Here is a 14,045-nt window from a genome sequence, read left to right as displayed (position 1 = left end):
CTTTCGGTACACTGATCCGCATAACGGATTCGCGTATTTAAGGCTGAAAAATGGCAACACATCACACCCCTGCTCAATGGAACAATTTTGTCGCGGCACTGCGTCAGTCAGTCAAACCGGCGACAGGCTGTACCGAGCCGATTTCTCTGGCACTGGCTGCCGCAAAAGCCGCCGCCTGCCTCAGCGGCGCACCGACCCAAATTCGCTGCTATGTCTCCCCGAACCTGATGAAAAACGGCCTCGGCGTGACCGTTCCGGGAACAGGCATGACCGGCCTGCCGGTCGCTGCGGCACTTGGTGCTATCGGCGGACAGCCGGATGCCGGCCTGAATGTCCTGTGCGGGGTGACTGCGGACGATATTGCCACCGGGAAAGCCTTTCTTGCCTCCGGTGCGGTGTCTGTGGAAATCAAAGAGCCGTGCAGCCACGTGCTTTACTCTGAAGCCACCGTATACAGCGGCGACGATCAGGCCACCGTTACTATCTGCGGCGATCATACCCATGTGACCGAAATCAGCCATAACGGCACGGTTATTTATCAGGATGATGCGCTCACGCATCAGGGCGGCAGCGATAACCCGTTCGCGGATGCCTGCGCCCGGGATATTTATGATTTTGCCACTCAGGCACCGGTTTCGATGATCAATTTTATGCGTCAGGCCGCTGATCTGAATGATGCCCTGGCCCGCGAAGGTATGTCCAATCCGTACGGGTTACAAATCGGCCGTTCGCTGGAAAAACAGCGTGAGCGGGGATTGCTGTCAAAAGACCTGCTGTCCGACATTATGATCCGCACCTCATCAGCCTCGGATGCCCGTATGGGCGGCGCGCAGCTGCCTGCCATGAGCAACTCCGGTTCCGGTAACCAGGGGATCGCCGCTACCCAGCCGGTGGTGGTGGTCGCGGAATATTTACAGGCGAATGAAGAGCAGCTTATCCGCGCCCTGACATTGTCTCACCTGATGGCGATTTATATTCACAGTCAGTTCCCGCCGCTTTCCGCTCTGTGTGCGGCGACGACCGCCTCAATGGGGGCAGCAGCCGGTATCGCATGGTTATTTGAAGGGAAATATGAGCCGGTGGCGATGGCTATCAGCAGCATGATCGGCGATATCAGCGGTATTATCTGTGATGGCGCTTCCAACAGCTGTGCGATGAAAGTGTCCAGCGGTGTCAGCGCGGCCTATAAAGCGGTGCTGATGGCAATGAATCAGCAGTGTGTCGGCGGTAACGACGGCATTGTCTGCACGGACGTGGATAAATCCATTGCTAACCTCTGTGCGCTGGCCAGCCTGTCTATGCAGCACACCGATGTGCAGATTATTGAAATCATGGCAAACAAGGCAAAATCAGCCTGATTTTTCCGGGTTTGGCTTTTTAAGGAAGCCCCCTTTCCTTTACCGGCCGCACCGGCCGGTTTTTTCATGGCGTCCATAACCCCTGTGACGGACAACACAAACACCGGTTTCTGTCCTCGCTATCCATTATCCTCTTTGAATAGTACTTACAAAAAAACCACCCTGACGGTGGTTTTTTTGTAAGTACTATTATGTTCGTCTGCATGCATTTTTCAGCGTCATACGGAGAGGGCAGTCTCTTTATCCGTACCGTACACCAAAATTACAACATAGCAGAGGCAACTAGTCAATACTTAAATATTCATTAATTTCTTGGTCAATCATGGCTTCTGATATTTTATTATCTGACTCTAAACTATCCGCTCTTTTTTTATTGTTTGCATATTCCTCTCGTAAATCAGGCAGACCAATGGACGATAGCAATGCCTCTTCAAGCTTCCATATATCGGATCTTATTATTTTCCGGGTATACTTTTCATCCCTGAAAAATTTATATGCGCTGCGATTTTTCGCATGCGGGGGTAAAATCCTGGCCGGAGAAACAGTCTGTATCATTTCACATAAGACATAACTTTATTTATCTTTTAAAAAATCAGAAATAAATTCAACCGAGCTTTCATCCAACTTAAACACTGACTTATTAACGGGGCAGGAGTCTGGTTTTTGTGACGTAACAGGAACTATCTTCACACCATGTCTGTCCGCACTGACCACGATAGCCGGCCTTCTTTTATGCATTTCACCATTCTGATGATAGCACGGGTAAGAGTACGTATTTTTAATCTCTCCTGACAGATTTGTTAATTGATATATATGACCGAATTCAACAATAACAATTGCGCCCTTCTTAACAATTCCCCAGAAGGGTTTCTTTACTTTCTTAGCTGTTTCATTTAAATAAATATCGGTCTCAATATCCTTTTCAGAAAGGTAAATTTCATACACGCCTTTCTGAGAAACAGCCCCAATAACATACTCTACCTTCCAGCGGGTACTTTCTTGGTTTGAGAATTTCCGGGTAATAAAGAATGGTGTATTTTTACGGTTTACCGGTAAAATAAACTCATTAATATTCTCATGAACTTCCCTTCCTAATAATTCAGGTTCATTAAATTCACATGCTGATAATTTATCTTTTTTATAATAGCAGATTACTGTTCTTTCCATTTTCCACTCATATCTCATCAGCTGACCAGGTAATGAAAAGTATCCTTTATGCCATATAAAAAAACAAGAACCAGCACCGCGTAATTAATATTCCTATTTACTGACAGACAACCGGCAGTATTTCCCCGGAGCACCGGGGAAATACTGATTTATGCCGTCAGCGTGGCAAACGCATTGCGGATTTCCTGCTCCGGCAGCTGCATGCCGATAAAAATCAGCACACTCTGTTTTACATCATCCTCGCGCCATTCGCGGTCAAAGTCCGCGCTGTACAGGCGCTGAACGCCCTGGAATAACAGGCGGCGCGGTTCATCTTTAATCCAGAGTAACCCTTTATAACGCAGCATATTATCGGCATAGCTGAGCAACAGGGTTTCCATGGCGCGGGAAATGGCACTGATTTCCACCGGTTTATCCATGGTGATCACCAGAGACTGAATGTCATTTTGCTGTTTCGGCGCAAAGCGGAACAGCGGCTTGCTGATTTCCACATTGTCATCCAGCATAAAACCGCCGACATTAAACAGCAGGTTCATGTCAATATCGCCGTTAATCACCTTATACACCGGCGCTTTGGCATTAATCCGCTGCAAACGGGCGAGCAGCGCCTCATTATCCGGCTCAACGTCCGTTTTGGTCAGCAGAATGCGATCCGCGTAGCCAATCTGCGCCTGAGCGATAGTGAACTGATCCAGCTGCTGCTGTGCATGCACCGCATCCACCAGCGTGATAATGCCGTCCAGCACATAACGCTCACACAGTTTCTCATTGGAGAAAAAGGTTTGTGTGATCGGCCCGGGGTCGGCCATCCCGGTGCACTCAATCACCAGGCGGTCAAAATCAATTTTGCCGCTGTCCAGGTTTTCGCACAGGTCGAGCAGCGCATCTTCCAGCTCACTTGAGCGGCTGCAGCAGATACACCCGTTGCTCAGGGTTTTTATCTGTGTGGCGCGGTCACCGATAATTTCATCATCGATAGGCACCTCACCGAATTCATTTTCAATCACAGCAATTTTCTGCCCGTGCTCCTCGTGGAGAATATGGCGCAGCAGCGTGGTTTTACCGGCCCCCAGGAAACCGGTCAGGATAGTCACGGAGATAGGTTGCATAATCGGGTCCTTCTTACAGACAGACAGCGGAACAAAGGCTGTCAGAGTAACAAATAACACGGATAATAAAAAATATCCCCCGTACAATGTGACTGACATCATACGGGGGATGAGACTTCAGCGTTACTGCATGCTGTTATCAGTGTGAGGAGGAGACTTTAATGCCCTCTTCCGGAACAGGAACATACGGTGTTTCGTTGTCAGTACGTTCCGGGTTTTTGCTCGCTTTCATCGCGGTACGGATGCCGTAGAAGATAATGCTGTACACCACGACCAGGAAGATAATACTCAGACCGGCGTTGGTGTAGTTGTTCACCACGATGTGCTGCATATTGGCGACCTGCTCAGGCGTTAACGCCACACCTTCGGCAATACGGCGTTTGTACTCATTCGCCAGCCAGAAGAAGCCTTCCAGTTGCGGGTTGTCACTGAACAGTTTCAGACCCAGCGCCCATGTGGTACAAATCAGCAGCCATACCGCAGGGATAGTGGTTACCCAGATATATTTGCTGCGCTTCATCTTAATCAGAACAACGGTGGACAGAACCAGGGCAACAGCCGCCAGCATCTGGTTGGAGATACCGAACAGCGGCCACAGGCTCTTAACGCCGCCCAGCGGATCGACCACGCCCTGATACAGCAGATAACCCCACAGACCCACGCAACCGGCAGTACCGATCACACCGGCAATGAAGGAGTCAGTTTTCTTCAGGAACGGAACGAAGTTACCCAGCAGATCCTGGAGCATAAAGCGGCCGGAACGGGTACCCGCATCCAGTGCAGTCAGGATAAACAGTGCTTCAAACAGGATCCCGAAGTGATACCAGAAGCCCATATCCGCCGCAGGAATGATTTTGTGGAATACATGCGCGATACCTACTGCCAGTGTCGGAGCACCACCCGCACGGTTGAGGACAGACGGCTCACCAATATCTTTGGCGGTCTGTAAAATCTCTTCCGGCGAAATCACAAAGCCCCAGGAGCTGACTGTTGCGGCTGCCTGTGCAGTCACATCTTTCAGCTGCGCCATAATCATCGGTGCATCTGCGGTACCGAGGTTATGCAGATCCGGCATGGTGATACCCAGCGCCGCAGGCGGGGTGTTCATGGCAAAATAGAGACCCGGCTCGATAATGGAGGCTGCAACCAGCGCCATAATCGCCACAAAGGATTCCATCAGCATGGCACCGTAACCGATATAACGGGCATCGGTTTCACAGGCCAGCAGTTTTGGTGTGGTACCGGAAGCAATCAGGGCATGGAAGCCGGAAACCGCACCACAGGCAATAGTAATAAACAGGAACGGGAACAGAGCACCTTTCCAGACCGGGCCGGTTCCGTCAACGAACTGAGTCATCGCCGGCATTTTCAGATCCGGGTTGAGAATAACGATACCCACAGCCAGACCGACGATAACACCGATTTTCAGGAAGGTTGCCAGATAGTCACGCGGAGCCAGAATCAGCCACACCGGCAGCAGAGCGGAAACAAACGCATAGCCGATCAGGGCATAAGTGATGGTGGTATCTTTAAAGGTCAGCGCCGGGCCCCAGTACGGGTCGTGTGCGATCACACCACCGAACCAGATAGCCGCCACCAGCAGCACAATACCGATGACAGACACTTCACCGACACGTCCCGGCCGGAGATAGCGCATGTAGATCCCCATAAACAGGGCAATCGGCACAGTGGATACGACGGTGAACACACCCCACGGACTTTCTGCCAGCGCTTTCACCACAATCAGTGCCAGCACGGCGAGGATGATGATCATAATCAGGAAGCAGCCGAAGAGCGCGATAGTGCCCGGCACGGTGCCCATCTCTTCTTTAACAATCTCACCCAGAGAGGCACCGTTACGGCGCGAGGAGATAAACAGCACCATAAAGTCCTGTACCGCACCCGCCAGCACCACACCGGCCAGCAGCCAGAGTGTGCCCGGCAGATACCCCATCTGCGCGGCAAGTACCGGCCCGACTAACGGACCCGCACCGGCGATCGCGGCAAAGTGGTGACCGAACAGAACGTTACGGTTAGTCGGAACATAGTTCAGACCATCATTATTAATCACCGCCGGTGTTGCCCAGGTCGGATCCAGTTTCATAACCTTTGTTGCGATATACAGGCTGTAGTAGCGGTACGCCACCAGATAGACTGATACCGATGCAACAATGATCCATAATGCACTGACATGCTCGCCGCGGCGTAATGCGACAACGCCGAGACAGAAAGCACCTATAATCCCCAGGATAAACCAGGGAATGTGCTTAAATAAGCGATTAGAGTTCATAACGCACCTTAAATGTGACTGTGATAATCAAAAGGATCCGTATCCGTACGGAAAAAGTGTTCCAGCCGAATAAAATAGAAACTTCCTGCAAGTGTGTTTTATGATAGAAAAATCAAGGCGGGAAACGGGGATTATCCCGCGAGCGGTTGTATAGCAGATTAAGCGGTCACTTTTTGCCGCCGGGCGGTTTTATCCGCCTCCCGGGACGGTAAAATTTGTGATCGGGTTAACGTTATGTTTTTTAATTTTTTTTATGCTTTTTGTTAATTTTTTATGAAAGCGTGTTTTTATCCGCTTTTCTCCGTGATTTATGACCTGAAACCGACAGAAGACAGTAACCGATATGACTAAAAAATCCGGCACACCTCCCGGCAATTTCCGTGCTTACGCTGATAAGCAGACACAACGCAACATGCTGTTTCAGCGGGTTCTCCGCCTGCTGACCTTCGCTGTGGTTTTCCTCGCCGGATTTATGATTTATCAGACCTGGCAGACACAACAGAATGATGTCTATGCTGACGGGCAGATAACCGGTTATCTGCGGACAGAAATGCGCGATACCCGTTCGGGACAGCAACTGGTTGGCTGGCCGGTGGTGAAATTCGTGACAGCGGATAATAAAATCGTCACCTTTACCTCAACAGATCAGCTGCTGTGTCAGTCGCAGTGTGAAAACGGCCCGGTGGGTGTTTATTATCAGAAAGAGAATCCGGGCAAGGCACAAATAGCGGACTTCGGTGCCCGCTATGGTGAAATGATTGTCTGGGGTGTGGTCGCCTTTATTCTGCTGGCGGCCTATGTCCTGAACAGTTGGCGGCAGCGTATTCTGGCGCGCCGCCGTTACGGTGCGGCATCATAAACGGCTGTCCGGCGGCGGTGTCCGGCCGAATCCGGTGATAAGACCGTAAGGTGAAATACGGAACCAGTGACCGCCTGTCCACCAGGCGTGCTCGCCGTCGGTTTCCTCTTCACAGCCGACACCGACCTCGGCAGTACCGTTGACAAAACCGTACGTGCAGTCATAAATGGCGGGGATCACCACCCGCCCGGTGACGCTGTCCGCATAACCGATTTTATTGCCGGAGCGGATACGGTAACGCCCGTTTTCCGGTTCATCCGGCGCGCTGTCGAAATAGTACGGCTGATACGGCTCCTGCAGATTACGGTCAACGAAATGGCTGCCGAACGTGTCTTTGTCCCGGTACAGACAGAGTTCAAAGGGATTGTCCGGCCTGAAGCAGTTATCCGCCACTGACGGTTCATCAGCCCTCGCCCGCACCCATTCACGGGCTTTTTCTGCCTGCACATCCGTACCGGCAAACGCGGTCAGCGGCAGCAACATCACAAATACGATCCCCGGTATTCTGCATTTCATCGGTTATTCCTCTGCCTGACCACGGTCTGTGATACCTTCCTCTTTATATACAGGAAGGTCATCACAGATATTACCCCGGTCAGCCGGTGACGACTACTGATGCCGCAGCCTGTTTTGCCGCATCCACCGCTTCCTCAACGGACGGAGCCAGTGCCAGGGCGACACCCATGCGCCGGGAGCCGTCAATCTCCGGTTTGGCAAACAGGCGCAGCTGCACAGTCCCGGTCAGGGCGTGCTCCAACCCGCTGTAATAAACGTCATCACTGCGCAGAGACGGCAGGATCACGGCTGAAGCAGCCGGACGATACTGAACTATCTCGCCGGCCGGTAATCCGAGAAACGCCCGCACATGCAGGGCAAATTCAGAGATATTCTGTGAAATCAGTGTGACCAGTCCGGTATCGTGAGGACGCGGCGAGACTTCATTAAAAATAATATCCTCACCACGGACAAACAGCTCAACACCGAACAGACCATAGCCACCCAGTCCGTTAACGATTGCCTCCGCCACCTGCTGCGCCCGCGCCAGAACCGCATCCGGCATGGCCTGCGGCTGCCAGGATTCACGGTAATCACCGCGTTCCTGACGGTGCCCGACCGGCGCGCAGAAATGCACACCGTCTGCCGCACGGACAGTCAGCAGCGTGATTTCATAATCAAAATCAATCATCCGCTCGACAATCACCCGCCCTTTTCCGGCACGTCCTGCTTCCTGAGAGGCCAGCCAGGCATCGTGCAATGTACTTTCATCACGGATAATGCTCTGCCCTTTACCGGATGAACTCATTACCGGTTTGATAATGCAGGGAAATCCAATCTCAGCAGCAGCACGGACAAAAGACGCCTCGTCATCCGCAAAGCGGTATTCTGATGTCATCAGCCCCAGAGATTCCGCGGCCAGGCGGCGGATCCCTTCGCGGTTCATGGTCAGTTTTACCGCATTGGCACAGGGCACGACATGAAAACCCTCCTGCTCCAGACGGTACAATGTGTCTGTCGCAATCGCTTCAATTTCCGGCACAATATGGTCAGGCTGTTCTTTCCGGATCACAGCTTCCAGCTCCGCGCCGTCCAGCATATTGATCACATAACGGCGGTGCGCGATATGCATGGCCGGGGCGTTGTCATAACGATCGACGGCAATCACTTCAATGCCGAGCCGCTGACACTCAATCGCCACTTCTTTGCCTAATTCGCCTGCGCCCAGCAGCATCACCTTCGTGGCACCCGGGCGTAATGCCGTACCTAATGTTGTCATCACTGTCACCTGTTCAGAAATACCGGAAAATTTGCGCGCCATTATACACGCAATCGTTTGTCTTAGTCACGAAATAAGCAAATCACCGGCTGTCACAGCACTCAGCGGGGCTTGATGCCCAGACCGGCTTTTGCTGTATTTTTCCGGTGGTGGCGGATAAGAGACAGAATGCAGAACAACAATCCCAGCCAGATCAAGGAGAAACTGACGCCTTTGACGGCATCAAAATGCTCATTAAAGAGGAACACCGCCAGCAGGAACTGAATGGTCGGTTCGAGATACTGTGCCAGCCCGATAGTGGTCAGTGTGGTGGAACGCACCGCAGCCGTGAAGAACAACAGCGGCAGCAGTGTGACAGGCGCGGTCAGTATAAAACAGATGCGGGTAAAGGTATCTGCGGTGCTGAATGTACCCGCTCCGCTGTTTTCAAGCCAGAAATACAACACAATGGCCACCGGCAGCAGCCAGAGACTCTCAATCAGCAGTGAGGTCGTCAGATCATAACGGATAAATTTGCGGATAAAGCCGTACAGTGCAAAGGCAGAGCCCATCATCAGCGCCAGTTTCGGCAGGCTTCCGTACTGATAAAGCTGATAACCCACCCCGGCACAGACAAAAATCAGCGCGGTTTTCTCTGCCGGTTTCAGGCGTTCATGCAGGAAGATGACACCCAGTAAAATAGAAAACAAGGGAGTAATGAAATACCCCATGCTGGCTTCCAGCACCAAATCATGGGTCATCGAATAGGTAAAGGTGCACCAGGATATTGCCATCACACTGGTACTGAGCAGACAAAGCAGCAGCGAGCGCTTATCCGCCCATACCGCGTTTATCCGGGTACGGTTTTTTAAAAAGAAACGGGCAAACAATAACAGCGGAATTGACCAGAGAACACGCTGGGATAATAACTCCAGCGGTTGTACCCCCGGCAGCAGGCGGTAAAAAAGCGGTGTGATCCCCCAGAGAAAATAAGAAAAAATCGCCAGCATTGCGCCGGATCGTAAAAACATGGTTCAGCCAATCCTGTTTATCATTATGTTATGACTATCATACCCCTCTGCATTAAAAATCCCATGCGCCTGCTCAATTTATTTCCCGCCGCCGGTTTATTCCGGATCATCATATTATGCGTACCCTGACCCCGGCATTTGCTACGCAGATATCACTATAAAATATCAATTAAACTTGATTTTTTAATTGATAACGTTAACATAATAAGTATCATCAACAAATCATTTTTGGGTATAATTCCTAATATTTGATGTTAACGTTAACTCTGAGTAGTTATAGCTAGATAGATCCCCTGAATTTTTATACTCTGAAAATTCTTGTTACTCATAATGCATTGATGATAAAAGATAAATAATCATTTGATGTTCATTTTCATGATAAACAGAGTAACACTTCAGATATTAACCTCCGGAGATTGAAAAATCTTTCGTGCGGTAGCTTTGTCTCTGAAAAATATCGTTATCTTTTTTTAATTAAACATTTTAACGTTAACATCATAAGATAAGTAATAACAATTACGATTACAAAGACATTGAAATACAAAACAACATAAAAACACAAAAATGAAAGTTTCATGTCTGGTACAAACGAAATTAACACTTAATGTTGCGTTCAAAACGACAGATACATCCGCAATATTAAAAATAACGGCATTCTGGTTTTTGCCCGGCAACGCGCTGCCGGTTAATTAAAAAAATTAACCAAACAGATATGGCTGAAAATCAGGCAGAAGAAAGAGAAAGGTATCCATACCGGGGAAATCAGAGTGAATCTCTGGTCAGTATCCGGCAGGGGACATAAGTCCGGGCTGTTGAACCGCGCTCTTCAATAAGATGCAGAGCCGCCGCCTCCCCCAGCAGGCAATACGGGGAACAGATGGTGGTCAGCGGAGGATAAAAAAGCTCACCGGTACCGGTCATATTCTCAAATCCGAGAATACCGGCCTGTTCCGGAACAGAAATACCGCGCCTCAGTAACACCTGATAGGCAATAAAGGCAATCTGGTCATTACCGCAGATAATGCAGTCAAATAATGGTGAGTTACCGTCGGTATAACGTTCTATCAGTGTAATAACGTCCCGGTAATAAATGTCAGACTGTTTTATATTGTGCTGAATCAGCCCGCTGACAGATAAACCGGCATTCAGCCAGGCATGCTGAACCGCATCACGGCGTAAACCGGATGAAAGCAATTCAGCAGGTGGCCAGATACACAGCGGACGGCGGTATCCCCGCCGGATAAGATATTCTGTCGCATCGTACTGACCGTGATAATCATCCGGAATATACGCAGGTAATGCCGGGTTATCAGGATCAAAGCAGTTTGTTAATACCAGATTTTTGTCACGCAGCAATTCAGGAATATTTATCCCGCACAGTTGTGCACCGGTAATAATAATACCGTCAGGACGCCGGGAAAGAATTTGGCGGACAGCCCGGATCAGATCATCTCCGGATGAAATATTGATAACAAAACTGTCCCAGCCGTATTTTTTTGCACACTGTTCGATAGCCAGCAGTATTTCGACAGAAAACGGGGCGGAGGCTGTATCAATGGCTAATACCCCCATACACGACAGATTTGTATTTTTACCTCTGATTTTACGGGCTGATAAATCAGGCACATAATTCAGAACGTCAATAGCATGCTGAACCTGTCTTAATGTCTCAGGCTTCAACAACTCAGGATTATTTATCGCCCTTGAAACCGTCATCAGTGAGACTGAAGCCAGCCGGGCAACATCTTTCAGTGATGCCATATTGTTGTCAGCAAAAAATAGGTGATTGCTTTGTTGCGCGAAAAAGAAAGAAAAATGTAAGCTAACATTTATAGCATATAATATCTGTAACCCCAAGGGTAAATGTAAGTATTTATTTCAAAGAATACCTGTTCAACCCTCAATTGAACGAATTTTAAAATATTTTAACACTTTGTTTTTAATGCAAAAAATAACAAAAAATCCGGGTTATCACCGCTTTTATGTAAAAATAAACACGGATTCAGAAATGGAATTTCCTTATCCATTTAAACATTTTTTCGACGTTATATTATCTACAATACCCAAAATTTGCGTAGATACACCTAAGTAGTTATGCCTTTATTTTTATCCATTAATATCGGCTTATTTCTGTATCCTATTTTAATGAAGGAGTAAATTATGGATGCCGTTATTCATTTAATCAATTGTGCTGATTTGCCAAGCAATAATATTAACTTTATGCTTGATGACATGAACTGCGAAGTAAAATCATATTCATCTGAGCAGTCTTTTCTGAAATATTATGTTAATACGCCGAAAGAGCACGCACGTGAATGTATTATTCTTGAAGTCGGTGAATCGTCTGCTGACGCCTTCTATCTTATCGATGAACTCAAGCGACTGAAAAGTATTATTCCGGTTATTGTTATCACTGCTTATCCGTCTTTTGAAACCTGCCGCCGTGCATTTAAAGCAGGCATTCTGGAATTCTTCAAGAAACCGATTAATTCCGAACTGTTAGTTAATGCGATTCATGATGCTTTTAATCAATATGAAAAAAGCCTTAACAAATACCACACCTATCAGCGACTTAAAGATAAGTTCAGTAAATTATCTGCCCGTGAGAAAGAAGTTATGGATATGATCCTGGAAGGAAATACCAGTAAAGAAGCCGCACAAAAATTATCACTGTCACCCCGGACTGTAGAAGTTCATCGCTCTAATATGTATACCAAACTGCGTATTAAATCATTACCGCAACTTGTACAGGAATATGATTTTTACAAAAACTATTCAGATTCAGTCTGAACATTACCGGCTTTATAATAATTTTCATATTCCGGTTTTGTAATTAATAAATATACCGATGTTTTACCTGTTTTTATTCTCTTATTTAACTGCTTCTGATGCTTCACGGTTAATACAGAATATTTCCCTGTCATATTCCGGGTTACACCATTGTTACTACGGGTGACAAATTGTAATATGCTGATAATTCGCCAGGGTTTTACTCTGATATTGACAATACATGCCGGTAGTCATATATACCGGAAAGCAGATATTATGAGATCTGATACCCTGCAATACTGATATGAAATCTTATTAATAACACCTGACACCCGATTACTCATTTTAATATTCACTTACAAATGCGGTGTGATATTTTTTATTTACCTGAGAATAAACAGGTAACACACGCTGCCTGCCCTCCCTCTTTACGCCACTCTCCCTGAGCGCTTTTATGCCGGAATTACCTGCAATAACAACGCGCCCCGCCGTTACTCTCTGATATCCGCTCTGTATTCCTGTAATAAAAAGCGATAAAAAAGCATCCGCGACAGGATGCTTTTGCTAGTCGTCTGACCGCCGGATTATTCTATTTTCAGCACGTTCAGTTTGATCATAGACATTGAGTTCGGTGGTATCTGCCCTGCAATACCGGCAGCCCCGTAACCACCTTCCGGTTTAATATACACATCAACTGAACCACCGGCACCGACAAGCGAAATAAATTTGGCCAGGTCTCCGGGTAACTCATTGAACGGCACAACTGCCGGTGCATTTACCGGATGCGACACGGTCACTTTACCGTCCGTTAATTCTTCATGCATTGCAAACGTGATCGTTTTGCCTTTCAGCGCTTTATATTTCTGTCCCTGTTTGGTGATGCGGTAATAAACATCCGGTGACATTTTTGCGTAATTCTGCCGTTCCAGCCGGCTGATCAGCTCCTGATTTTTCCGTTTATTCAGCTCACCGACCTGCTGAAAAGTATAAGCAGCCACGGCCTTATTTTTTTCTTCCACTTTTGCAATCTGTGTATTCAGGCTGGTATTTTCAGTCCGCTGTGCGCTGACAACCGCCTTCTGTTTATCCATTTCTTTCTGTAATGCAGTATACTTCGCCGCGATATCCGCATTTTCTTTCAGCTTAGCCGCTGCTTTGGCAAGCTCGGCCTCTTTATCAGCCAGTTGTTTTTTCTGGTTATCAAGCTGCGCATTCAGTTTAATTAATTCCGCATCAGATTTTTCCAGTGCGGCAACCTGCTGTGTTTTCTCTTTTAACGCGTTATCCAGCTGAGCAGCCCGCTGCTGTTCTGCGGCTAATTTTTTATTCAGCTCGGCATTTTCTGTCTGAACAGCGCTGCTCTCTTTATCTGAACCGGATACTTTCGCGGATAACTGTTGTTTATCCGCCGTCAGTTGCGCAATTTTTTGTTCCAGCGTGGCTTTGTCCACCGTCAGTGCAGCGATATCTTTTTTCAGATTGTCACTCTGACGGGTATTATCTGCCTCACGGCTCTGTAATTGCGCCGTCAGCTTAAGTTTATCCGCCTCATGCTGCTGCAATGCTTTTTCCAGTGCGGTTTTATCCGCCGCATTTTTCTCTGACTGCGCTTTATCCGCCGTCAGCTGTGCAATCTGTTTTTCCAGCGCCGTTTTATCCGCTGCCAGGGTGCTGAGTTCTTTTTTCAGCTTATCGCCCTGTGCCGCTGC

The 14,045-nt window shown here is 48.2% G+C and carries 11 protein-coding genes; 3 read left to right on the top strand and 8 right to left on the bottom strand.

Features of this window, described 5'->3' with window-relative positions; translation table 11 throughout:
- Window positions 1–50: 50 nt before the first annotated feature.
- Entirely contained in the window at window positions 51–1,358 is a 1,308-nt protein-coding gene (locus tag ACF8OF_RS04240) for a serine dehydratase subunit alpha family protein (protein WP_392495814.1), read from the top strand.
- Window positions 1,359–1,931: 573 nt separating this feature from the next.
- On the opposite strand, the gene ACF8OF_RS04235 is transcribed toward ACF8OF_RS04240, so the two are convergent.
- The 3 genes from ACF8OF_RS04235 to ACF8OF_RS04225 form a co-directional block, all read right to left on the bottom strand.
- A complete protein-coding gene (locus ACF8OF_RS04235; protein ID WP_392495813.1) occupies window positions 1,932–2,525 on the bottom strand; it encodes a hypothetical protein in 594 nt (197 codons plus the stop codon).
- Window positions 2,526–2,674: 149 nt separating this feature from the next.
- Complete coding sequence (gene yjiA, locus ACF8OF_RS04230; protein WP_015422481.1) at window positions 2,675–3,634, bottom strand: GTPase; 960 nt, start codon at window positions 3,632–3,634, stop codon at window positions 2,675–2,677.
- Between the two features lie 139 nt (window positions 3,635–3,773).
- Window positions 3,774–5,924, bottom strand: a complete 2,151-nt coding sequence (locus tag ACF8OF_RS04225) for a carbon starvation CstA family protein (protein ID WP_392495812.1) — start codon at window positions 5,922–5,924, stop codon at window positions 3,774–3,776.
- 343 nt (window positions 5,925–6,267) lie between these two features.
- Between ACF8OF_RS04225 and ACF8OF_RS04220 the strand changes: the two genes are divergently transcribed.
- The gene (locus ACF8OF_RS04220; RefSeq protein ID WP_262883472.1) at window positions 6,268–6,783 is read left to right on the top strand and encodes a DUF3592 domain-containing protein; all 516 of its coding nucleotides are present in this window, start codon (window positions 6,268–6,270) and stop codon (window positions 6,781–6,783) included.
- Here the strand turns inward: ACF8OF_RS04220 and ACF8OF_RS04215 are convergent.
- The 4 genes from ACF8OF_RS04215 to ACF8OF_RS04200 all read right to left on the bottom strand — a co-directional run bounded on the left by ACF8OF_RS04215 (window position 6,778) and on the right by ACF8OF_RS04200 (window position 11,328).
- Window positions 6,778–7,299 (bottom strand): hypothetical protein, encoded by a 522-nt coding sequence (locus ACF8OF_RS04215; RefSeq protein ID WP_262883473.1) that lies wholly within the window; start codon window positions 7,297–7,299, stop codon window positions 6,778–6,780. The genes ACF8OF_RS04220 and ACF8OF_RS04215 overlap by 6 nt on opposite strands.
- A 79-nt stretch (window positions 7,300–7,378) precedes the next feature.
- Window positions 7,379–8,557: a formate-dependent phosphoribosylglycinamide formyltransferase gene (gene purT / locus ACF8OF_RS04210; protein ID WP_392495811.1), complete on the bottom strand. Its 1,179-nt coding sequence runs from the start codon at window positions 8,555–8,557 to the stop codon at window positions 7,379–7,381.
- Between the two features lie 101 nt (window positions 8,558–8,658).
- Window positions 8,659–9,567 (bottom strand): EamA family transporter RarD, encoded by a 909-nt coding sequence (rarD, locus tag ACF8OF_RS04205; RefSeq protein ID WP_262883475.1) that lies wholly within the window; start codon window positions 9,565–9,567, stop codon window positions 8,659–8,661.
- Between the two features lie 762 nt (window positions 9,568–10,329).
- On the bottom strand, window positions 10,330–11,328 hold the full coding sequence (locus ACF8OF_RS04200) for a LacI family DNA-binding transcriptional regulator (protein ID WP_262858877.1): 999 nt from the start codon (window positions 11,326–11,328) through the stop codon (window positions 10,330–10,332).
- 399 nt (window positions 11,329–11,727) lie between these two features.
- Here ACF8OF_RS04200 and ACF8OF_RS04195 point away from each other — a divergent pair, with 399 nt between their 5' ends.
- A complete protein-coding gene (locus ACF8OF_RS04195; protein ID WP_262858876.1) occupies window positions 11,728–12,357 on the top strand; it encodes a response regulator transcription factor in 630 nt (209 codons plus the stop codon).
- A 563-nt stretch (window positions 12,358–12,920) separates the two neighbouring features.
- Here ACF8OF_RS04195 and ACF8OF_RS04190 read toward each other — a convergent pair.
- A partial coding sequence (locus ACF8OF_RS04190; protein ID WP_392495809.1) for an FKBP-type peptidyl-prolyl cis-trans isomerase occupies window positions 12,921–14,045 on the bottom strand: 1,125 nt, incomplete at its 5' end.

Origin of the sequence: Morganella sp. TYF_1, from assembly GCF_043105645.1 — a bacterium.
Classification (GTDB): Bacteria; Pseudomonadota; Gammaproteobacteria; order Enterobacterales; family Enterobacteriaceae; genus Morganella; species Morganella morganii_B.
The sequence above is the reverse complement of the archived record's forward strand: the minus strand, read 5'-3'. Positions and strand labels throughout refer to the sequence as shown.